This window comes from Chryseobacterium gallinarum (assembly GCF_001021975.1).
GTDB classification, from domain to species: Bacteria; Bacteroidota; Bacteroidia; order Flavobacteriales; family Weeksellaceae; genus Chryseobacterium; species Chryseobacterium gallinarum.
In genome coordinates, this window is sequence record NZ_CP009928.1 from 4,134,845 (window position 1) to 4,157,956 (window position 23,112).

The 23,112-nt window shown below is 37.0% G+C and carries 25 protein-coding genes; 3 read left to right on the forward strand and 22 right to left on the reverse strand.

The features are described from left to right. Positions 1–6 precede the first annotated feature (6 nt). The 3 genes from OK18_RS18375 to gyrA form a co-directional block, all read right to left on the reverse strand. Positions 7–843: a 1,4-dihydroxy-2-naphthoyl-CoA synthase gene (locus OK18_RS18375; RefSeq protein WP_002979196.1), complete on the reverse strand. Its 837-nt coding sequence runs from the start codon at positions 841–843 to the stop codon at positions 7–9. Positions 844–1,097: 254 nt separating this feature from the next. Then, complete coding sequence (locus OK18_RS18380) at positions 1,098–2,123, reverse strand: tetratricopeptide repeat protein (protein ID WP_053328954.1); 1,026 nt, start codon at positions 2,121–2,123, stop codon at positions 1,098–1,100. Positions 2,124–2,151: 28 nt separating this feature from the next. Further along, entirely contained in the window at positions 2,152–4,746 is a 2,595-nt protein-coding gene (gene gyrA, locus OK18_RS18385; protein WP_053328955.1) for a DNA gyrase subunit A, read from the reverse strand. Between the two features lie 147 nt (positions 4,747–4,893). On the opposite strand from gyrA, the gene OK18_RS18390 reads away from it, so the two are divergent. Continuing rightward, positions 4,894–5,208 (forward strand): DUF4286 family protein, encoded by a 315-nt coding sequence (locus OK18_RS18390; protein ID WP_050020874.1) that lies wholly within the window; start codon positions 4,894–4,896, stop codon positions 5,206–5,208. A gap of 45 nt (positions 5,209–5,253) precedes the next feature. On the opposite strand, the gene OK18_RS18395 is transcribed toward OK18_RS18390, so the two are convergent. The 4 genes from OK18_RS18395 to OK18_RS18410 all read right to left on the reverse strand — a co-directional run bounded on the left by OK18_RS18395 (position 5,254) and on the right by OK18_RS18410 (position 6,880). Further along, a complete protein-coding gene (locus OK18_RS18395; protein ID WP_050021389.1) occupies positions 5,254–5,475 on the reverse strand; it encodes a hypothetical protein in 222 nt (73 codons plus the stop codon). Positions 5,476–5,578: 103 nt separating this feature from the next. After that, positions 5,579–5,761, reverse strand: coding sequence for a hypothetical protein (locus OK18_RS18400; protein ID WP_050020873.1), 183 nt, complete (start codon positions 5,759–5,761; stop codon positions 5,579–5,581). Between the two features lie 110 nt (positions 5,762–5,871). After that, a complete protein-coding gene (locus tag OK18_RS18405) occupies positions 5,872–6,363 on the reverse strand; it encodes a GNAT family N-acetyltransferase (RefSeq protein ID WP_053328956.1) in 492 nt (163 codons plus the stop codon). A 4-nt stretch (positions 6,364–6,367) separates the two neighbouring features. Then, positions 6,368–6,880, reverse strand: coding sequence for a DUF421 domain-containing protein (locus OK18_RS18410; protein WP_050021388.1), 513 nt, complete (start codon positions 6,878–6,880; stop codon positions 6,368–6,370). A gap of 198 nt (positions 6,881–7,078) precedes the next feature. Between OK18_RS18410 and OK18_RS18415 the strand changes: the two genes are divergently transcribed. Beyond that, positions 7,079–7,633: a hypothetical protein gene (locus OK18_RS18415; RefSeq protein WP_050020871.1), complete on the forward strand. Its 555-nt coding sequence runs from the start codon at positions 7,079–7,081 to the stop codon at positions 7,631–7,633. A 27-nt stretch (positions 7,634–7,660) separates the two neighbouring features. On the opposite strand, the gene OK18_RS22000 is transcribed toward OK18_RS18415, so the two are convergent. The 15 genes from OK18_RS22000 to OK18_RS18455 all read right to left on the reverse strand — a co-directional run bounded on the left by OK18_RS22000 (position 7,661) and on the right by OK18_RS18455 (position 22,414). Then, entirely contained in the window at positions 7,661–7,795 is a 135-nt protein-coding gene (locus OK18_RS22000) for a bacteriocin-like protein (RefSeq protein ID WP_082129230.1), read from the reverse strand. Between the two features lie 223 nt (positions 7,796–8,018). Further along, entirely contained in the window at positions 8,019–10,850 is a 2,832-nt protein-coding gene (uvrA, locus tag OK18_RS18420) for an excinuclease ABC subunit UvrA (RefSeq protein ID WP_053328957.1), read from the reverse strand. A gap of 175 nt (positions 10,851–11,025) precedes the next feature. Further along, complete coding sequence (locus tag OK18_RS18425; RefSeq protein ID WP_053328958.1) at positions 11,026–11,922, reverse strand: thiopeptide-type bacteriocin biosynthesis protein; 897 nt, start codon at positions 11,920–11,922, stop codon at positions 11,026–11,028. Continuing rightward, positions 11,912–14,116, reverse strand: a complete 2,205-nt coding sequence (locus tag OK18_RS18430; RefSeq protein WP_156173327.1) for a lantibiotic dehydratase family protein — start codon at positions 14,114–14,116, stop codon at positions 11,912–11,914. The genes OK18_RS18425 and OK18_RS18430 overlap by 11 nt, the downstream gene beginning before the upstream one ends. Positions 14,117–14,121: 5 nt before the next feature. Continuing rightward, positions 14,122–15,327, reverse strand: coding sequence for a lanthionine synthetase C family protein (locus tag OK18_RS18435; protein ID WP_053328960.1), 1,206 nt, complete (start codon positions 15,325–15,327; stop codon positions 14,122–14,124). A gap of 255 nt (positions 15,328–15,582) precedes the next feature. Next, complete coding sequence (locus OK18_RS21340) at positions 15,583–15,741, reverse strand: hypothetical protein (protein WP_156173328.1); 159 nt, start codon at positions 15,739–15,741, stop codon at positions 15,583–15,585. A gap of 72 nt (positions 15,742–15,813) precedes the next feature. Beyond that, positions 15,814–15,963 (reverse strand): hypothetical protein, encoded by a 150-nt coding sequence (locus OK18_RS21345; protein ID WP_156173329.1) that lies wholly within the window; start codon positions 15,961–15,963, stop codon positions 15,814–15,816. Between the two features lie 68 nt (positions 15,964–16,031). Next, a complete protein-coding gene (locus tag OK18_RS21350) occupies positions 16,032–16,169 on the reverse strand; it encodes a hypothetical protein (protein WP_156173330.1) in 138 nt (45 codons plus the stop codon). A 248-nt stretch (positions 16,170–16,417) separates the two neighbouring features. After that, positions 16,418–16,576 (reverse strand): hypothetical protein, encoded by a 159-nt coding sequence (locus tag OK18_RS21355; protein ID WP_156173331.1) that lies wholly within the window; start codon positions 16,574–16,576, stop codon positions 16,418–16,420. A gap of 55 nt (positions 16,577–16,631) precedes the next feature. After that, on the reverse strand, positions 16,632–16,790 hold the full coding sequence (locus tag OK18_RS21360; RefSeq protein ID WP_156173332.1) for a hypothetical protein: 159 nt from the start codon (positions 16,788–16,790) through the stop codon (positions 16,632–16,634). Positions 16,791–16,862: 72 nt separating this feature from the next. After that, a complete protein-coding gene (locus tag OK18_RS21865) occupies positions 16,863–16,994 on the reverse strand; it encodes a hypothetical protein (RefSeq protein ID WP_262483518.1) in 132 nt (43 codons plus the stop codon). Between the two features lie 557 nt (positions 16,995–17,551). Beyond that, positions 17,552–18,481 (reverse strand): DUF3829 domain-containing protein, encoded by a 930-nt coding sequence (locus OK18_RS18440; protein WP_053328961.1) that lies wholly within the window; start codon positions 18,479–18,481, stop codon positions 17,552–17,554. A 15-nt stretch (positions 18,482–18,496) separates the two neighbouring features. After that, positions 18,497–20,380 (reverse strand): type VI secretion system baseplate subunit TssF, encoded by a 1,884-nt coding sequence (locus tag OK18_RS18445; protein ID WP_050020862.1) that lies wholly within the window; start codon positions 20,378–20,380, stop codon positions 18,497–18,499. 23 nt (positions 20,381–20,403) lie between these two features. After that, complete coding sequence (locus OK18_RS18450; RefSeq protein WP_053329430.1) at positions 20,404–20,844, reverse strand: GPW/gp25 family protein; 441 nt, start codon at positions 20,842–20,844, stop codon at positions 20,404–20,406. Positions 20,845–21,004: 160 nt separating this feature from the next. Beyond that, entirely contained in the window at positions 21,005–22,414 is a 1,410-nt protein-coding gene (locus OK18_RS18455; RefSeq protein WP_053328962.1) for an APC family permease, read from the reverse strand. Positions 22,415–22,557: 143 nt separating this feature from the next. Between OK18_RS18455 and OK18_RS18460 the strand changes: the two genes are divergently transcribed. Further along, positions 22,558–23,067, forward strand: coding sequence for a DUF4920 domain-containing protein (locus OK18_RS18460; RefSeq protein WP_050021387.1), 510 nt, complete (start codon positions 22,558–22,560; stop codon positions 23,065–23,067). Positions 23,068–23,112 lie beyond the last annotated feature (45 nt).

The window sequence follows — 23,112 nt, forward strand, 5'->3', positions numbered from 1 at the left end:
ACCAATCTACGATATCCATTGATCTTCTCCGAAGTTCGGTTTTCTTTTTTCCAGGAATGCGTTTCTTCCTTCTTTGGCTTCTTCTGTCATATAAGCTAAACGGGTTGCCTCTCCTGCGAACACCTGCTGTCCTACCATACCATCGTCTGTAAGGTTCATAGCGAACTTCAGCATTCTGATAGAAGTTGGGGATTTTGCTAATATCTCCTGGGCCCATTCATAAGCGGTATCTTCCAGCTCGGCATGAGGAACCACTTTGTTTACCATTCCCATTTCAAACGCTTCCTGAGCAGAGTAGTTTCTTCCTAAAAAGAAGATCTCACGGGCTTTTTTCTGTCCTACCATTTTTGCAAGGTAAGCCGATCCGTATCCTCCGTCAAAACTTGTTACATCTGCATCGGTTTGTTTGAAAATTGCATGCTCTTCACTTGCCAATGTCAGGTCACAAACAACATGAAGGGAGTGACCACCTCCTACAGCCCATCCGGGAACCACCGCAATGACTACTTTAGGCATAAAACGGATCAAACGCTGCACTTCAAGAATATTCAAACGGTGTCTTCCGTCTTCTCCTACGTATCCCTGATGACCTCTTGCTTTCTGATCTCCTCCACTACAGAAAGCCCAGCCTCCGTCTTTAGGGCTCGGTCCTTCTCCTGAAAGTAAAACCACCCCTATTGAAGGATCTTCATAGGCATCATAAAAAGCATCGTATAATTCTGAAGTCGTTTTAGGTCTGAAGGCATTACGGACTTCCGGTCTGTTGAAAGCAATTCTTGCAACCCCATTACATTTTTTGTAGGTAATATCTTCGTATTCTTTGGCGGTTTTCCACTCGATCATCGTATAAAAATTTTTCTCAAAGATACGGAATTACAAAGAATTTCCGGGCTGAAATTTAGCACTCCCGCATTGTCATTGACAAAGGCTGGAAGCTGGAAGAAAAGAAGCCCGAAGCTTCGGCCGTCATTACTGAAAGTCAATGACATCATTAATTTTACCTGAAGATAATAAAGCTGTAATAGCCGCTTTTATTTCCTAAAAAACAAAAACCGGAACGTGAACATTCCGGCTTTTATAAATTGAGTTATTGATGATTACTTTGCTTTAGCGCTAAGCTCAGCTTCTTTAGCTTTCATTTCTTTAACTTTATCCATATTTTTAGTCACTACATAAATTTCTTTCAAAGTAGTAACTGCATCAAGACTTTCAGGAGCCGATTTATACCATGCTTCTGCAAAAGGTAAAGCTTTGGCAAACCTATCTCTTCTTGCGTCAATCAGCTTGGAAGCTTCGTCCGGCTTATCTTTTCTCAAAGCATTGATATCAGATACCGTTTTTGCATCATCTCCGATAGTTGTATATACCAGGTTCTGATAAGCATCTGCAAAGCCAGGCTTAAGCTCTATTGCTTTTTTGAACGATTCAATAGCATCATTTGTAGTAGCAGGATTCTTAGCCTGCATTACCCCAAGATTATACCAGTTGGTAGCATCATTAGGGTTTTTAGCCAACTGCTCTCTTAAACCTGCAACGAATTTATCCGTATTTCCTGATTGCAGATAAGCTGTAGTTTGAGCCTCTTTAAGTTTAGCATTGTTTGGAAATTTAGCTAATCCTTTTTCTATAATAGCAAGAGCTTCAGTTCCTTTCTTCTGGTTAAGAAGCAAAGAAGCTAATGTTTCATACAGATCCGGTTCAATACTTTTAGATTGCTCTGTTTTGAAATCTGAATAATCAGAATTCTTTTTCATAAGCTCCCAGGTTGTTTTATCAAGGTTTACTACCTGACCTGTCTTTTTTTCTTTTGCAGTATAGGTAGTCTCCACTCCTGTAAATCCGGAGTTGATCAGATCTGTATATATTTTAATTGCAGCATCAGCGTTGTTTGCTAACGCCTGACTAAGTCCTGCATAATACATATATATTTTATTGTCCTGACCGTTTGCCTTCAATAAGTCGTAAACTTCTACAAACTTAGGTGCTGCAGCTGCATAATTTTTTGCATTATATGCATCCATAGCTGCCTTATTAGCTTCCTGAAGCTTAGCATTTACATCTCCTTTCTGTCCGAAAACAAAGGCAGAAGCTACGATAGCCATTCCTAAAATTAGTTTCTTCATAATAACTATTTTATATTAATTGTACAATTTATTCTTCAGAATCAGAATTCCCCTCATCCTCTGCCGGGTCATTTTCAGCCTGAGGTGCTATATTTTCGTCTTCAAGGTTGTCAAATAAAGTTCCTGTTCCTTCTTCATTTTCTTCAGCTTCCACCTCTTCATCTTCTACATCTTTATCCATTGCTACTTTTGCGATGGCTGCAATTTCGTCATTCTTCTTAAGATTGATCACTCTTACTCCCTGGGTATTTCTTCCCATTACCCTCATTTCATCCATTCCCATTCTGATGGCAACACCGGATTTATTGATGATCATCAATCCATCTTCGTCTGTCACATTCTGAATAGCAATCAGGTTTCCTGTTTTTTCGGTAATGTTCAGGGTAATAACTCCTTTTCCTCCTCTGTTCGTAATCCTGTAATCTTCTACTGCAGTTCTCTTACCATATCCTTTTTCAGATACCACAAGAACTGTTTCATTTTCTACATCATTCACAACAATCATACCAATAGCTTCGTCTCCGTCTTCAAGAAGAATACCTCTTACCCCGATAGATCCTCTACCTACTTCCCTTACTTTTTCTTCAGGGAAACGGATACACTTACCGTTTTTCGTAGCGATCATGATCTGAGAAGAGCCATTGGTAAGATAAGCTCCTAACAATTGGTCATTATCTCTGATTTCAATAGCATTTACCCCATTTACCCTTGGTCTGGAATACGCTTCAAGTGATGTTTTCTTAATGGTTCCGTTCTTTGTTACCATTACAACACTCATCTGGTTTACATATTCAGAATCTTTAAGGTTATTGGTTCTGATATATGCTTTAATCTTATCATCCGGTTCAATGTTGATAAGGTTCTGTACCGCTCTTCCTTTTGCTGTTTTTGAACCTTCAGGAATTTCAAACACCCTAAGCCAGTAACATCTTCCTTTTTCTGTGAAGAACAGCATATATTGGTGATTGGTTGCAGAAACAATATATTCAAGGAAGTCAGAATCTCTTGTGGTAGCAGCTTTATTTCCTACACCGCCTCTACTTTGGATTTTATATTCTGAAAGGGAAGTTCTCTTAATATATCCTGCGTGAGAAATGGTAAGAACTACAGATTCGTTCGGAATGATGTCTTCAATAGACATTTCTCCTCCTGAATAATCAATTTCAGTTCTTCTCTCGTCACCATATTTTTCTTTAATTTCGATCAATTCATCTTTAATGATCTGGAATCTTCTAGGCTCATTAGCTAAAATATCTTCCAAATTTGCAATTTCTTTCATGATCGCATCATATTCATCACGGATCTTATCAAGCTCCATTCCTGTAAGACGAGCTAATCTCAGATCAAGAATCGCCTGGGCCTGAATTTCTGAAAGCTCAAATGCCTCAATCAAACCTTCTTTTGCAGCCTGAGGGTTAGCACTATGACGGATGATAGAAATGGCTTTATCCAAGGCGTCCTGGGTTCCGATCACCTTCATGAATCCTTCCAGGATATGTGCTCTTTCTTTTGCTTTTTTAAGTTCAAACTGAGTTCTTCTTATGATGATCTCATGTCTGTGCTCTACGAAATGACTGATGATATCTTTTAAGTTTAACTGCTCCGGTCTTCCGTGTACCAGCGCAATATTATTTACGCTGAAAGAAGTCTGCAGGGCTGTATATTTATATAGAAGATTCAGAACCACATTCGGGATAGCATCATTTTTTAATTCATAAACGATACGAAGTCCTTTTCTATCAGATTCATCTCTGATTTCATGGATACCGGGAATTTTTTCATCTTTCACCAATTCTGCGGTCCTGGCAATCATCTCAGCTTTGTTCACCTGATAAGGAACCTCCGTTACAATAATTGCATTTCTGTTACCGATTTCCTCAAAGTTAACTTTTGCTCTTAGCACTACTCTTCCTCTACCGGTGTGGAAAGCGTCTCTTACACCATCATAACCGTAGATGATACCCCCTGTAGGGAAATCCGGAGCGATAATATGCTGCATCAATTCATCGATGGTAATTTCTTTGTTATCGATATAAGCACAGATAGCGTCTACAGATTCCGATAAGTTGTGAGGTGCCATATTCGTCGCCATCCCTACTGCAATACCTGAAGCTCCGTTCACCAAAAGGTTTGGAATTTTCGTAGGCATCACGGTTGGCTCCTGCAAACTGTCGTCAAAGTTATTCTGGAAATCAACGGTTTCTTTGTCCAGGTCTGAAAGAACCTCATCAGAGATTTTTTTCAATCTTGCTTCAGTATAACGCATTGCTGCCGGTGGATCGCCATCCATGGAACCGAAGTTTCCTTGTCCGTCTACCTGTGGATAACGCAAGCTCCATTCCTGAGCCATTCTTACCATTGCATCATATACAGAGGAATCTCCGTGTGGGTGATATTTACCCAAAACATCCCCAACAATTCTCGCAGATTTTAAATATTTTCTATTAGAAAAAACCCCTAATCCATACATACCATATAGCACTCTTCTATGAACGGGTTTCAAGCCGTCTCTTACATCGGGTAACGCTCTTGAAACGATAACCGACATCGAATAATCGATATAAGACGACTTCATTTCATCAACAATGTTGATAGGAATCAGTCTTTCTCCTTCTTTTTGCATAAACAAATTTATTATAATGATAGTCAGACCTTTAGCTGTGTGTCTGAAAATTATTTATTTCCAATTTTTATTAACGGGCTAATTTACGAAAAAATTGCCGATTTTTGCTGTAGAATTTATCCAAAAAATCTTAAAAATTCATAAAATATGAGCGTATTAAGTATAACTTTCCATTGTACAAAAGATAACCTTGAAGAATGGGAAAATTATATTGATGAAACCCTGGTTTTAATGACTGAAAACTTAATGGATGTCAACAAATATATCCTTTCTGACGTACATAGTGATTATATTGAAGAAGGTAAAAATTACAACCTCCTTTTAATGTTTGATAATGATGAGCTCCGGGAAGATTTCGTTAAAAGTGAGCTTTTAAATATTTCCGAGAGGATCGAAAAGAAATTTGGTCAGGAAGTCATGATCTTTAATACTTTCCTGAATCCGAAAAAATCAAGATTATAAGATAAAAAAAGAAAAGCACCGGTTGGATTCGGTGCTTTTCTTTTTTTATCTGTGATGTCCACGACCACGTCCCCTGTGGTGGTGACCACGATCCTCATAAATATACACTTTTTTAACATGTCCGGGTGCATAATACCTTGCGCTTCCACCATAAAATCTTTTTGCATGACCGGGAGGCATTCTCCTTCCGTGAGGCTCATGTACAATACAAGAGGACAGCATCAGCATCACCACACCGGCCCCGATAATCTTAAACATACTTTTCATTATTTTCACTTTTTCAAACTTAGTAGCGAAATATATCAAGCTTAATGCCAAAAATGCTGAAACAAGATATTGCAGCTGAAAAATTAACTGCAAAATTTATAGTTTAATAGCGGCCATGTCTTTTTTTAACCTGCCCCGGGGCATAATCTTTTGCGCTTCCTCCATATATTTTTTTGGCCTGTCCCGGTGGAAGTGGTTTCGGACGATGACCATAATCATGGACAACGCAAGAGGTTAACATGAGTGTTACAATAAGAACACCCGTCATTTTGATTATACTTTTCATTTTTTAAATCTTAGTTGTGAAATATATCAAGGTTAGTGCCAATCCTTCACACGCAGTGGCTGAAAATGAATTGAGGGAGAATGAATATCCGGTCCCCCATTCCGGTTTCATTACATCATTCCGCTTCTTTTTTCAAACATAATAACGTCTTTCCATTCTCCATTAAGTTTTCCAAGCTTTTTGCGAACCCCTACTATTCTGAAACCATTTTTCTGATGAAACTTAACAGAAGCTTCATTATCGGCAAAGATATTGGTCTGCAAAGTCCAGAAACCGTGATCCTCGCTATCTAAAATCAGTTTTTTTAACAAAACCGATCCTAATCCTTTCCCTTGGTAATCATTGTCAAAGTAAATACTTACTTCTGCAACCCCTTTAAAACATTCTCTCTTGCTTACAGGTTTTAAAGCACACCATCCCACCACTTCGTTATTTTCATTTTCCAGCACCCAGCGGCAGGTATTAAAGTATTCCATATCCCAGGCTTCTGCAGTAGGCACTTCCGTTTCAAATGTGGCCATACCACTATCGATTCCCTGCCTGAAGATTTCCAATACTCTGGGTTCATCCCCGGGAACCATTTCTCTTAATTCGTAATTCATTGTATTAATGATATTTTCTTTTCATTTTTCTTTTGATTCTTGAATAGTGGGTTTGTTTTGTCTTTTCATCTTCGGAAACCACACTGATATTACCATCCACTTCAAGTACTGATAGTTTTACATGATCTATTGTTTCAATACCATGTTCTCTTATAGCTTCTTCAAGTTCTCCCCTGGTAATTTTCACCCTATTCAATGCCGCCTGATCTACTACCCCATCTTTTATAAGGATCACAGGGTCATCTTCCATAAATGTCTCAAACGAGCGGCTGGAAAACATAATTCTTTTTAAAATAAAATTAGCCACAAACAAAACCAATGCGGCTACAAGACCTCCCTCCAGCGAAGTATTCTGCCCTACCATCGCATTCTGAACAGCATTGGAAATTAAAAGCAATAAAACCACATCTCCTGCATTCAGCTGAGATAATTGATTTTTACCAAATAACCGAATTGCAATTACCATAAAAAGGTAAACACAAAGGGAGCGAACAGCAACGTTAAGAATAGGGTCCATCATTTTTTTATCAATTCAAATGTATTGATTTTTTATTATTGTATTAATGTATTTCATACCAATTTAGTAATGATAGAAACAGGAGTATTTTAAAGCTTATTGTTATTCGCATCTTTTATTATTTTATTTCCGTGTCGCCCTGTTTTTACATATGTATCTGGTATACATTTTGAAGCTATATGAGGATATTATATTATAATGATGAAAAGACTGTTTTTTCTATATTTAGGCTTCCTTCTGAGCGTTATAGCTTGTCAGAAAAAAGAATCCTCAATTGCTGTACCAAACGACAATATCTCCATTACGAAAAAGATAAATGAACTTTACAGCTTATACGGAAAATCCAATGAAGCTATCTACAACCAACCAATTGCGGATGATCTGTTCACCCCCGATCTCAAAAAAATAGTAGAGAATGCCATAAATGCTTCCAAAGCGGATATTGAGAAAGTAAAAAACAGTACCCATCCTGATGAAAAACCTCTGATATTTGAAGGAGCAATTTTTTCAAGTTTGTATGAAGGATATACCGGATATAAAATCCGTTCTATAGACATGCATAATAAAACAGCGAGTGCATTTGTTCAGTTCGAATACAACCAGACAACCCCAAAACTATTGTGGACAGATAAGGTACACCTCATCAATACAGATAAAGGATGGAGGATTGATAATATCATCTTTGACACGATAGGCAACTCCAAAGATCTTAAAGCAACATTGACTGATTTTGCAAAGAGCACCCATCAATAAAAAAAACCGCTAAAAAGCGGTTTTTTTTTAAGGACATTGAACGATTGGAATTTCGCTGCAAATTACTTTGCCAGCCCATTCACAGTAGGTACAATATTGTTTAGGTTCTCCTCCGTACACTGACTTCAAATCTGATTTAGACAGTTTCTTTAAATTTTTCATATAGTTTTAATTTTATGGTTTTGTAAAATTATAACGAATTTATTTTTGATATATTACAAATTCATTTTAAAATTTTACAAAATTTTCATCTATAATATAAAATTAGAACGAATACAAATATATAACTCAAAGAAATCAAGCAAGATATGGAATTTTGATATTTTTCAGATTCCAGAGGTACCAAAAATAATTTTCAGAGTTCCTGTAGTTGAACTGATTAATTTTACTCCAGCTCTCTTTTCAAAAACTTCCCTGTCAGGCTCTTTTTAGATTTCACAATCTCTTCAGGGGTACCCTGTGCTACAATTTGCCCTCCATGTTTCCCTCCTTCGGGGCCTACATCAATAATATGATCTGCCAATTTTATCACATCCATATTATGCTCAATGATAATGAAAGAGTTCCCTAACTCCACCAATTGATTGATGGCATCCATCAGGATTTTTACGTCTTCAAAGTGAAGTCCCGTTGTAGGTTCATCCAGGATATACAGGGTATTTCCGGTTTGCCTTTTGGATAATTCCGTGGCCAGCTTGATACGTTGCGCCTCTCCTCCGGAAAGTGTTGTAGACTGCTGCCCAAGAGTAATATATCCCAACCCCACATCCTGTAATGTTTTCACTTTTGCAAAAATTTTAGGAATCGGCTGGAAAAATTCCACTGCTTCATCGATGGTCATATCCAATACATCGGAAATAGACTTTCCTTTGTAACGTACTTCAAGGGTTTCCCTGTTGAAGCGTTTTCCGTTACAGGTTTCACAATGTACATATACATCGGGAAGGAAATTCATCTCGATCACTTTCAGTCCCCCGCCCTGGCAGGTTTCACATCTTCCCCCTTTTACATTGAAAGAGAATCTTCCCGGTTTATACCCCCGGATTTTACTTTCGGGTAACTCTGCAAACAGGTTTCTGATATCTGTAAACATTCCTGTGTAAGTCGCCGGATTTGAACGGGGTGTTCTTCCGATCGGCGTCTGGTCTACATCTACAATTTTGTCGATATTATCAAGGCCTTCAATTTTTTTGTATGGTAAAGGTTCCTGAACGGCCCTATAAAAATGTTTATTAAGAATCGGATATAAGGTTCCATTGATCAGTGAAGATTTTCCACTTCCCGAAATTCCGGTTACCACTACCAGTTTTCCCAGAGGAATATCGAGGGTTACATTTTTAAGGTTGTTTCCTGTGGCCCCTTTTAATACTATGCTCTTTCCGCTGCCTGCTCTTCTTTCTGCAGGAACTTCAATTTTTCTTTTCCCGTTGATGTACTGAGCGGTAATCGTATCGGCTTTTATTAAATCTTCCGGTTTTCCCTGCCAAAGGATCTCACCTCCGAATTTTCCGGCCTTCGGACCAATATCCAGCACCTCATCAGCCTCCAGGATCATGTCTTTATCATGTTCTACCACCAATACTGAATTTCCGATATCCCTGAGGTTTTTCAATGAATGGATCAGTCTTTCATTATCCCTCTGGTGAAGCCCGATACTGGGTTCATCCAGAATATACAATACATTCACCAGCTGGGACCCGATCTGTGTTGCCAAACGGATCCTTTGGGATTCCCCTCCTGATAAGGTTTTAGAGCTCCTGCTTAAACTCAGGTAGTCCAAGCCTACATCCAGCAGGAACTGAAGCCTGGTTTCAATCTCTTTTAAAATCTCATGGGCAATGATTTTATTTTTCTCTGAGAATTTATCTTTAACATCAGCCAGCCATTCTTTTAAATCAGCCAGACTTAATGCATTCACCTCAGCAATATTTTTCCCGTCTATTTTAAAACTCAGGCTCGACGGCTGAAGACGGGTTCCATGACATTCCGGACAGGTTTCTTCTGTGGTGAAGTGTCTTTCCAATACAATGGCTTCATAAGATTCCCTTTCATCAATAATTTCTTCCATGAAGGCGATCAACCCATCAAAACTGATCTTTATTTTCTTGGTAATTCCCGCGTATTTCAGGTCTTTATTAAATTCTTTATGACAGCCGTTATAAATATAGTCCAATGCTTCTTCAGGAATGTCCTGTAATGGAGTCGCCATTCCAAGGCCAAAGATTTCAAGAATATTTTTAATCTGTGACAGAATCCATTTATTGGATTTAATATCTTCCAACGGCAGCAATCCCCCCTGATTGATTGATAGTTTAGGATTGTCTATAAAGTAATCTGTATTTATCTTTTTAATGGTTCCCAATCCCTTACAGTTCGGACAGCTTCCCTTCGGTGAATTGAACGAGAAGGTGTTAGGCTCCGGTAATGCTAAGGAATGTCCGGTTTCTGCATCCATCAGATTTTTGGAGAAATATTCGATTTCCGTACTTCCCAGTTTCTGGATCCCGATAATTCCTTCCCCCATTTCCATGGCAGTTCGCAGTGATTTTTCCATTCTGCTTTCTGAAGCGCTTTCCCCTATAATCCAACGATCGATAACAATATCGATATCGTGGGTTTTATAACGGTCAAGTTTCAGATCGTATTCGATATCCTGAAGCTCACCATCAATTCTTGCCTGTCCATAGCCCTTTTTCGCCATCTGAACGAAAAGCTCATGATAATGACCTTTTCTGGAACGTACAACGGGGGCCAGAAGCATAATTTTTTCTCCGGTATAATTCTCTTTGATGGCTTCCAGGATCTGATCCTCGGTATAGCTCACCAGTTTTTTTCCTGTAGCCAAAGAATAGGCATCAGAAACCCTGGCATATAAAAGACGGAGAAAGTCATATAATTCTGTGACCGTTCCTACTGTGGAACGCGGGTTTTTGTTGGTTGTTTTTTGCTCAATTGCAATAACGGGTGAAAGTCCTTCAATTTTATCTACATCTGGACGCTCCAATCCTCCGAGAAACTGACGTGCATACGCAGAGAATGTTTCTATATAACGGCGCTGTCCTTCCGCAAAGATGGTATCAAAAGCCAGTGAAGATTTTCCGCTTCCCGAAAGACCGGTAATAACAACCAGCTCATTGCGCGGAATTTTAACATTAATATTCTTAAGATTGTGTTCACGAGCTCCGTAAACTTCTATATATTCTGTTGATTTGCTCATAATTCAGAGTGATTTTGCCTGAAAATCACAACGTGCAAAATTACGGAATTTTATGGAATTTTTTAATTGTAAACAGGATAAAAGTTTCTTGTCAATGAGATACTTGTATGTTGTCTGAAATATTTCCGGTTTTATCTTATACGCCATCACTTTTACCCGGTCTGTTGTTAAAGATTTACACTTTAACTGCAGCATTCTTTTTCCTGGCTATTGTACTGGCATAATGTCTTTTTACAAAATCATACAGGATGAGCTCATGCAACCTATTCTGGGCAGGAATAAGCCTGTTGAGCAACATGTGTATCAAATCAAAAGCGATTGTGCCCGATGATAGTTTCTTTTCTATTTGTATTTGTTTCATTGAGGCTACAATGGGTGACAACTCTTTATATCTTTTTTTACAAAGTGTATATAAGCTGTTATAGTTCTGATCTTCAATAATCTCAACCTGCGAAAACACACTTTCTATTTTTATCTTATTTTCCCTGTATTTTTCATTCAATTGTTTTGAGTTGAATTGATTAAATCCGAACTCCGTTTTAAATGAGTCGCTCATCCTGCTTATGATGTTCATTTTATCTTCATCTTCAGTATAAAACAAGTCTAAGGTATCGTCGATCAGTTTTAAACCGATAATCCATTTTACATCTTCACTGTTTTTATACCGGGTACCGATTGTTTTTAGAATTTTAATAACAGAATCACTGTCAATATGGAAAAAATGCTCTGCCTGTTCTATTAAATGAATGTTGTACCTTTCTATTTCCCGGTTATAAGTATCCATCTGGATTTTCCATATGGTGTTGCTATTGAGTAATCTGGAAAAAATCCGGTTCAACGATATCATTATTTCGCCTAAATATTGGGGATCTGTGATATTCAACCTCACTCTTATATGATGATGAGGGTCTGAATATCGGATAAAAAAGAATTGTCTGATATATTGTTTACGTTTCAAATCTGTAATCAAAGGGTAGATCGTATTCAATAATAATGTGTCTGCAGTTTTATAGCCTGTATAGATTTTAAAATACAGCCATTCTGAGCCGGGAGCGTATTTTCTAGTTTTCATTGTTTTTAAATAATGGTAAAATAATCTGGTTTCTATAAGAGTTTCCCAAATGATCTTTTACAACAGCCGTTTTATCATTGAACAGGAACTCAATTAAAGCAAGTGTGCTATTCCTCTTTAGTAAGGATAAAAATACATTGATGCTGTGAATATTGTAAAAGTCAACAAACATCTCATTGTCATCTTCAGCAATCAGGACGTATTGTGGTATATTTCTTTTTTTTGTCCATTCTGCAACATATTCTTTTTTCACTTCCTCATCCACCTCTTTTTCCAGGATATGGTTAAGTTCATTTTTCGTAACCTTCCAGCTTGCAAGGCGTAAGACCGTATTTTTATATTTTATCCTCGGAATATGATTGAGGGCAAGATTAAGATTTACCATAAACCCTTTGAAAAGGGAATGCTGGTGTTGTATATCACACAGAAACCTGTAAATATCCAATGAGGAATTTTTGAAGTTATGTGCAGTAGTAAGGACCGGCAGGATTTCTTTTTTCAATTTTTCAGATCTCAAAACAATTTTATCATGCTTTACCGATATCATAATATCCGATAACGGAATTACAAATTGCTGATCCAGATTAGAATTTGACAGGCAGGTGATTTCATATTGAGTCAGCTTAGGCCTTATGGAAATATTTCCAATCCTTGGAGAGTCTGATAAGTGGGAAATTTCAACAAGTTCGGCATCGCTGTTTACCTGTTCTGTTTTTACCAGGTTCTTTATATAGCCTTCCATACTTTGGTCAAGACGTGAAAACCTTCCCATGAGATTAGCTCCTGATCCTGTGCCTACAAAGTGAATATGCAATAAGGTATTATCAGCAGAGTCATTGATCACTTCAAACATGGAATGGATTACGGGAGGCATATTGATGGGTTTCATTGTATCCCAGGAAGGAAAATCTTCCTGAGACAGGATGATTTCATTTTGCCGGTTCTCTTTGGCCTTCATAATTTTCTCTATTAAAACATCCTGTACCGGGTTCCATCCTTTTTTTTCCTGTGCAGCATCTTCTGAATAGGTCTGAAAATTATGGATCAATGAATTGGTGTACCCGTTCCCCATATTTTTCCCGGGAGGATATCCGATACCTATCTCCGGATCCAATGCATGAAGAAGGGGAAGCTCTTCTGTTTCATATTTTTCCGAATAATCATGAATAAAAGCTTTTAAGTCAGTATTTTCATTTTTAACGGCTCCTATTTTCGACAGGAAAGAAATAGCTTCTGACAATTCATCCGTATAATCTTTACTAAGAGATAATGACCGGAATTGCCTTGAAGAGTCAACCTGGATAAGGTGTTGAGATTCAAAAGGGATTCCCATATTTTGTACTTTTTTTTCTATTGGCAGGATATCTCCGGTTTTTATGGTCGCCCCCTGATGATTAAGCCGGTCCAGCCCCGATTTCAGCTCCTGTAGCTGCTTTACCATATCATGGTTAATACCCCGTTTTTCCAACGTCATTATTATTTTTTCCAAATAATCTTCCCCGATCAATGTAGGCTCCAGCTCATTGATTAAAACCTGGGAATCAATAATCTGATCAATATATTCATACAATCCTTCATCTTCCTCATATCCTTCTGATACAAGGAAATCCAGTACTTCCTTATAGCTAATCCCCTTTCTGGCCAATACCAGGATCTTTTTCAACGCTGCGCTTTTGTCTGTAACTGAAATCTCATACCTGATACTATCCTTGCTGTACTTTCTTTCTATGAAACGGTATTTACCATAAAAAGAATAAATGCTGTCATTGGGATAAAAAAGGGTCTTCCTTTTTACTTCAGGAAGATCTTTAAGAAACAGGAAAACATTGTACAGGTATTTCATATCCATTCTTATTTTGGAATAAGCGTTTTCACTAAATACCATTTCGTTGCGGTAATCAATTTTACCAATGGATACTCCTGCAAACAGTCCAAAGGGAGTAGACCTTGATTTTATCCTGCTCCAATATTTATAAAGTGAAGTATTAATTTTATCTATGGTTTTCCTGTCTTTAATTTTCCCCTCTTTACACTTTTTGAATTCATCATAAAGGATGGGAGAAGCAATAAATAAAGGATGTAAAAACTCTTCTGATTCGTACATATCGTTGAGGCTCCATCCGCTATCATAGGCAAAAGGAAAAAATGGATAACGTATGATAAACTGATCTGAAGCGGAATATTCTTTCTTCATATGATTTATATTAATAAAAATTTTGACCAATCTGATGTATCTTCCATAATTGTCAATAAGGCCAATCCCACTCCGGCGCTTCCTTCAAGCAGACTGTTATTGGGATAATATTCTTCAGTGACAGGGTTATACGATACTCTTGAAAAATGGTCAGGATCTTCTTTATAATATTCCAATGTTTTATTGAGCCAGAACTTAGCAGCTACCGCGTACTTTTCGTTTCCGGTTTTCAGAAATTCATTATAAAATATCAAACTTACTCCGGCACTTCCATGGCATATTCCCGCATCCAGGATCCTGATTTTATCATCTGTTCTTCTTGCGGCAGAAAACTCCATTATTTCAGCTGATTTTCTCTTCCATATTGAGTTATTAAAGATTCCGGAAGCTTTTCCCAACATTACAGCCACTCCAAGATCTCCATAGCACCAGGCCAGCCTGCTTCCTTTGATTTCATCTGTTTCTTCTTCAACAGAGGTATAAGGAAAGTAGGAATGATAAACGTCCGGATTTATTTCCTGTTTTAAAATAAAGCTGATTCCTCCTTCAATAAGCCTTTTAACATCGTATTCCGATCTGAAGCCTGATATATACAGTTCCAATAAAAAAATGATAATACTTGACATCCCATGGGATAAGGATATATTAACTTTCTGCTTATGATTCTTCCATTTTATAAGATCTTTTTCCTTTATTGCAGTATCATTCAGAAACTGTAACAGATGATGTAAAGCTTTTTCTGACCGGTCATTCCCTGCTTTAAACCTCTCAAGAAAATAAAAACCGATTCCGATTGCGCCATGTAGAAAATCGTAATTACCTTCGTTGATACACTTATTGAGCTGCCCGGCCAGCCATGCATCAATCTGATCGTCTATAAAGTCAAAGTGTTCATACGCTGTATTTTTTTCAGATTCTATATAATCGATCCCAAGGCAAATACCTGCCAGCCCGCTACAATAGGTATGATATACATTGCCGTATTCTATAGACTCAAAGAGACAGTCAAGGTTTTCAGGGATATATTGTTTATACTTATTGTTTATTTTTGAATATTCATGTAAAAATAAGATCTCTCCCATTGTTCCTGACAGCAAGCCAAGATCAGGACCAGGACTCTTACTTTTATTGATTATTGTTTGGGCAATAGATGATAATATTTCGTTTATTTCATTTTGTTTTCCACCAATAATGCTGATTGTTTTTTCCATTTTTCCTATAATTAATCAATGAAAAGAGGCTGCCCGAAACAGCCTCATCTGGTTTATAATTGACATTTGCGTTACCTGTATTTATCTTTTAAATACAGAAATATAATGGCTGGCAGATTATTACAGGCAAAAAGCACAAGTGATAGTTGGGAACTGAGCTTTCTTATGATAAAAAGCCTCTTGTAGCTAATTGGCTGTTCTTTCAAACTCACTATTTCCTTTATGAGCTTTCAAAATATAAACTACCAATGTTTCTTATTTTATATTGATATCGCAAATTATAAAACTACAATTCAGAAGTTCAGAAGCCTTTTCCTGCTTATATACATTTCCTCCGTTAATCGATTGTTTTGCTGTTTTATCCAAAAGGATTACTGTCTCTTTAGAGAATTTTAAAATTTTCCTGGTTTTCATACTAAATAATTTTATGGATTGGTTGGAGATATTGTGCCTGCATGAAGCAGGCACAATTGGAATAATTAATAATTAACAGAAACAGTCGGAGATACGACTGGTACATTGAGGTCTGGTGTTACTTGCAAACGCCTGATTCCCTCCGTTGATCAGTTTCTTAGCTGTGTTATCAAGAAGGATTACTGTTTCTTTGGAGAATTTTAAACTTTTTTTAGTTTTCATATTATAATAATTTGGTTGGTTTTAGTAATTTATTGTATTTATATAGTGCAGAATCTATATAGTGTCGGTTAAGAACATATTTTATTCCAGGAGCGGGTTTCTGCTACAGGTTGAAATGCTCCTCTGTGATCAACTGATGATTGAGATACGTTATCCAAAAGAATTACCGTTTCTTTTGAGAATTTTAATGTTTTTTTGGTTTTCATAATGTAATATTTTATGGGTTAATGGTATTGTTTATTTTGAGATAATTCTTCATATTTAGCACCAGCAATCAGACCAACGTCCTGTTGCGCAGACTGGGGGGCTACTCGCACCCGCGTTCAACTGTTTAGCCCCTCCGTTAATCGATTTCTTCGCTGTTTTATCCAAAAGGATTACTGTTTCTTTGGAGAATTTTAATGTTTTTCTGGTTTTCATAATAAATAATTTTGGTTGATTTGAATAATTTATTTTACTTGCACGCGATAGATCCATGTACAGCATAAACACTACATATTTTATAACAGGAACGGGTTTCTCCTACAGGCTGAAATGCTCCCCTTTGATCAACTGCGTTATCTAAAAGAACTACTGTTTCTTTTGAGAATTTTAATGTTTTTCTGGTTTTCATAATGTAATATTTTATGGGTTAATGGTATTGTTTATTTTGAGATAATTCTTCATATTTAGCACCAGCAATCAGACCAACGTCCTGTTGCGCAGACTGGGGGGCTACTTGCACCCGCGTTCAACTGTTTAGCACCTCCATTAATCGATTTCTTTACTGTTTTATCCAAAAGAATCACTGTTTCCTTTGAAAATTTTAATGTTTTTCTGGTTTTCATAATAAATAATTTTATGTGAGTTGTTATAGGTTTCTGATATAAGTGTAATAAATAGAACAGATACTGCTGTTATTATATACACTGAGCATTGCAGGTTGCCGCAACAATAGAAAACTTCCCTGCCTGTTGCTGACTTGATTTTTTAGTTGCTTCATCCAAAAGGATTACTGTTTCTTTTGAGAATTTTAATGTTTTTGTTTTCATATGTAATAATTTTATGGGTTTGTGATTGTCTTAAGTTATATTGAAAAGAGATTTTTCTTTACAGTCCACACAGGCTTATGTTCATTCTTTCTTCATTCAAGGGCCACTTCTTTTTTTAGAACTTGGATGTTTTTTATTTTATGGTTTGATAATTTATAGTTAATGATAATGACTTTATACTCAGAAAAAATGGTTACCATCTAATATTTACACATTATTATAATTAAAATTAAACAACATTATAGATGAGATAATACCATTATTAACAAACTATGATTAAACTAATAATAATTTTATATGCTTTTTATTGAACATTGTAAAGCTACAATGAATTGTCTATTACATTATTATAATTTAATATTTTTAAATTTCATAATTCCCATAAAAGTGATATATTAAAAATAAACCATAAAAAAAAGCTATTAATTTATTTTATTATTCAAAAAACAGATAACAAGTAAAAAAATTTCAAAAAATTAATAACACATTGTATTTTTTTAGAAACAAAAAAGACTGATATACATTATACCAGTCTTTTTTATCAGAAAAATAAAGTCTTACTTCACAAAAGAATTATACGAATTGAGTACCGATTCATAAGAAGAATCCATCTGCTGGATATCATTATCGGGAATTTTACCCGCTTCTTTTGAATCTCTGATCAGTTTCCTGTAATGATCTACAAAGTTGGCAGCTGCTTTATTGAAGTTTTCAAACTGAGTTTTTTTATAAGCATACTGCTGGCCTTTAACATTAAAATCCATTTTTGAATTGGCTTCCACCAACCTGGCAAATTCGTCATATTTTTTCTGGGCTTCTGCTTCATTAAACTTCCCTGCATATTGCTTTCCTAAAAGTTCAATAACCGAGTCCAGGGAATTCATCACATTTTTAGATGAGATAATATACTCTTTCATCGGATGGTCTTTCAAAACCACTTCTTCTGCAGCATCTGTAGCAGGTTTTATTTTTGCTATCACATTTTCTCCTGCAGTATATAAAGCATCAGCATCAGTTTCTATTTCTTTTTTGATAGCCTCTGCCTTAGCTCCCTTATCGTCTTTATAGTCTTCAGAATTCATATAGGATTTAAGTTCTTCAAACTTTTTCTCTATATTCTCCTTCCTGGTTTTGTAGGTATTAAAATCTGCTTCAATAGCAGCTTTGTCTTTTCCAAACCCTGAAGGAATTTCTTTAATCTTAGAAAGCGTATAATCCATTGAACTGGTAATAATAGGCATAATTAGTACATTTCCTCCTTTGGATTTAACGACTGCCTCTTCCGTGTATTTTAAGATGCTTTCAATCTGCCTGGACGTATTTTTATAGGAGTCTACAAAATTATTATTGAAATCAATGACAGAATTTGCTTCTGCTTCTCCGCCAAGATTTAAAACGGTATTGCCCATCTTGCCGGCCCCTTTTTTACAACTTATAGCAGTAGCTGTCAGAGACAAAGCCATTGCCAATACTATAATCTTCTTCATATCTTTTTTGTTTTATTACATATCCTGAAATTCAACATCTTCATTAGTGATCTTTACCACATATTCAATACCATCTATCGCTTTTGCAATGATCTGGTTTCTGAGGATGTTGGCCATGTTTTCCCAATAGGCCCTTCCGTAAAAAGAGTAATTTTGCGGAATAATCTCCACTTCTACCGTTCTTACAAAACCTTCTTTCGGTTTATTGCTGATCATGGTCCCTCTCCTTACCCTTACCTCCCGCATTTCATCTTTCAGAACCATACGGCAATAGTTTTTGACATCCTCCAGGGAAATAATTTTATCTCTGGTAGTCAGGGCATATTTATAAGCCTGAATACTGTCTGTACCTTTCTGCTCTTCTGCTCCGCCTAAGGTTTCGGTAAGCAGTACTACAGTCTGTGATTTCAACTGATTGGAAAGCTCTGTCCCCGGACGCATGTGGTTGGCCAGTGTACAATGGGTAACCCAGAATGAAGCATATGTATGATCCGTTTTTTCTACCGGTTCCATGATGACATAGTTCAGCTCCTGCCGGATGTTTCTTTTGGCATTATTGACTTTTTGTACCATCGATTTCATCTTATCTGACATTTCGCTGAGAACTCCTTTTACATTATCTCTGTTGAGTAAAGAAAATGCTGCAATTTCATCCCTTGTCAGTTCCAGGACATTGGCAATCATATCTACGGCATTCCTGTTGGTAAAACGTTCCATGCCGCCTTTCCTTACCGTAAACAACCCTTTTTTAAGGTCGTCTGCAGGAGTAAAAGGGATTTCTGAATATTTTCTTCCGTCACCATCCTGAACCTCATCTACATAAAGGAAATGTTCCCCTTCATCTGTTACTAAAGGAATATTATTTCCCATAATATCCAGGCTGTATTCAGTTTTCTTCCATCCCCTGTTGTAAATTGGAAAAGCATTCAATACAAATGAAAAGTTATCGAGAATTTCTGCAGAAAACTGAGGCGGAAACTCAAATGTAAGCCATAAATATTTTTTATTATCTAAATACCTTACAATTTCTTCTTTTTCGGCAAGGAAGTCAAGATTCTGCGGCAGTTGTCCGGGTTCAGAAAATAAAGAACTGGAAATTCCTGTAATTTCGATAAATTTATGACGGTATATACTTTTAATATCTTCAATCACTTTGTTCCGGATAGACTGTTCCCGGAACATCTGCTCATATCCCTCCGCGTGATTTTCGGTAAGGTAGCTTAATCCTTCTCTCACAAATAAAGGATTCCCATTGCTGGTAACCGTAATGTAAGGCAGGAGCTTATACACAAAATCCAGGTGTTCAAATGCAGGGTTAGAACAGAAAATACTTATATATTTTGGGAAATTTTCACTTATATATTTACTGACATCAATTCCCACGGTAATCTTCCTGTAATCTTCAGGTCTTCCTTGAAATCTGGCAATAGGAATTTTATTAAACCTGTCATCTATGCTATAGCAGGTATTTCCTACGAACATGATGGAAGTATGCACTTTATTGATCCTTACGTTCCCTATGGGAGTAAAAGGAATGTTTACCTGCTTGTCAGATTCTGATTTGATCGTTGATGTCATTTGCTTCCGGAAGAAAAATTCCGTGTGCTCCAATAAAATTTCAGAAGACTCATAAGGCTGCGTAAAAGCAACGGCATGAGCAGGAATAGGATGGGTATAGATGGATGGCGTAAGAAGTTTGGCCAGCTTTTCTAAAATCCGGGCATTTACTGTTTGTATTTCATTATTCGCTTTAAAAACTTCCGTACTGAATGCATCAATCAATAGCTTTACAAAAGGATCCAGAGATTGTGGACTTTTTAATCCCCAAACCTTGGTCGCATTCTGGAGCATTCTGGCTTTTACAGATTCTTTGGAATAAATATTCTGATCTAAATTCATAAGTTTTGGTGCTGTTTGACATATTAATCAATAGACATCGGACTGAGGAACAGTTCAGTTGAAAAACTGAAACGCTCTCCGGTTGCCTCCATCTTAGCATTGATGGCAATTCTTACTTTCTTTTTGATTTCGGTGTGTTCTTTAGTATCGTAGCTATGTTCTACAAATTGTATATGGGCATCAATCTGGGGATTGATAATCCGTGGCTCATATTCCTGAATTTGTCTTTTAAGGCTTTTAATAAAAACACTTTCCCAGATGGCGCTTGTCACCCCGTTATCGAATTCCAGGTTCCAGACATCATTTCCGTAGTTTTCATCGTATCTGTTTTCACCTTTTTTGGTGGTGATCAGCAGCATGATATTGTGAGCGATGCTTTCCCCCATATCGCAGGTATCGATACTTCCGCCTTCTGTCATCAGAGTAGATGGTACGAAGGGCATTCTGTAATTTGGTGTATCCATAGTCAACTTCTAATTTTTACTTCATGGTCATGTTTACTTAAAAACGAAATACCAAAATACGCATTTTCACTAAATAATTGTTATAATACCTTAAATAATATTCAAAAAACAGGGCTTTCCAATATACATTGAAAGCCCTATTATTATATGTATCTGTACGTTAGTCCGCAGTTTTCCTGTTGATAAGATAATACACCGGAAGTCCCAGCAAAACCATTAAAAATCCCGGCCATGTATATTGTTGCTTATAAATTAAAAGTAAAATACAAAAACCCGTTCCTATAACCAGATAAACAATGGGCGTCACGGGATACAGCCATGTTTTATAAGGTCTCTCCAGCTCAGGCTGTTTCCTTCTTAAATGAATCACTCCGAAAACGGTAATCATATAAAACAAAACGATTACAAAAGAGATCATATCCAAAAGATTGCCATATTGCCCGCTCAGACATAAAACAGAAGCCCAGATCCCCTGCATCCATAAAGCATTTTCAGGTACATCATTTTTATTATTCCTGATTGCCGAAGCAAAGAACATCCCATCTTTTGCCATTGTCTGGAAAACCCTTGCCCCTGCAAGGATAAGCCCATTGTCACATCCAAATGTAGATATCATAACCAATAAAGCAATGATAATGGTTCCGGCACTTCCGAAAATATTCTGGGAGGCAGCTACTGCAACTCTGTCATTGGCAGCAAAGGCAATCCCGTCCCTGTCTAAGGCATTGAGATAGATAAAATTCACTGCAATATATAAAAGCATCACAGCGGAAGTACCATAAATCATTGATTTTACGACATTTCTCTTCGGATTATCTATTTCTCCTGACACAAAGGTTACACTTTCCCACGCAACAGAACTGAAAACAGACCCTACCATTGCGGCTGCAATACCTCCCAATAGAGTCATTCCCCCGATAGGTTCCCAACCTTCTGTAAGGAAATTTCCATGTAAATCTTTTTTAAGGTTATTGAATGAATCAGTGCCTAAGCTAAAGTTTTCGGATAAATGTGAAACATCTACCAGGATAAATCCTGCAGCAATAAGCCCTAGCAATGCCACAATTTTAGATCCTGTGAAAATATTCTGAAGGAGTTTACCACTTTCCACCCCTCTTGTATTAATATAGGTCAGCAAAAGGATAACTGCAATCGCCAGGATCTGAATCCAGGTAATTTTGAATTCTCCGCTTTGAAAAATAGGCGCGGCATCATTCAAAGAAGGAACTAAATAGGCTGTAAATTTTCCAAATGCCATTGCTACTGCCGCAATTGTTCCTGTTTGTATCACTGTAAACAGCCCCCACCCGTACAGAAAGCCCATCCTTCTTCCAAAAATCTCTTTGAGATAGGTATATTGCCCGCCGGCTTTAGGAAACAACGCAGACAATTCCCCATAACTTATGGCTGCTGCTACCGTCATTATTCCCGTGATCACCCACACCACGATAAGCCAGTATCCTGATCCCAGGTTACGCATCATATCAGCGCTTACAATAAAGATCCCGCTTCCGATCATAGACCCCATTACCAGCATAATAGCGTCCCAAAGTTTCAGTTTTTTTTGCATAGTCAAGTATAGGCATCAAATATAAACAAATATGCTATTGATTTTGAATTTTATTACAAGTTTGCCAAAGTATATCGTTTTTATTAACATATTAACGATTTATGATTCAATTTTAATTAGTACTTTTGAAAAAAATATTAAAAATGAAATTCAAAGCTCTATTATTTGCAGCAGCTGTAAGTATTTCTACTGTAGCATTTGCTCAGGAGACATCAACAGTTGGCCCTCCTGAAGGAAAAGCCCTGGCAGGTGATACTTATGGAGGGGGAATCGCCTCATCGGCAGAGTCTAAAGCAATTACCGTTAACCAATTAAGTAAAAAGCTTAAAGCAGACAACAAAAAGGCTGAAAATATTGTCGTTAAAGGAAAAGTTACGGATGTATGCGAGAAAAAAGGCTGCTGGCTTACGATTCAGACGGAAGATAACTCCAGGTTTTTTGTAAAAATGAAAGACTATGCATTCTTCGTACCAACAGCTTTAAAAGGTAAAAATGTAGTACTGGAAGGAAATGCTGAAAGAAAAGTGATTTCTGTAAATGAGCAAAAACATTATGCAGAGGATGCTAAAAAACCTCAGTCTGAGATTGATGCTATCACCCAGCCTAAGGAAGAAGTACGATTCGTAGCCAACGGGATAAAGGTGGTTCAGTAAACATCTGAATAATTATAAAAACAGACCTGTTTTAAGAGCAGAATA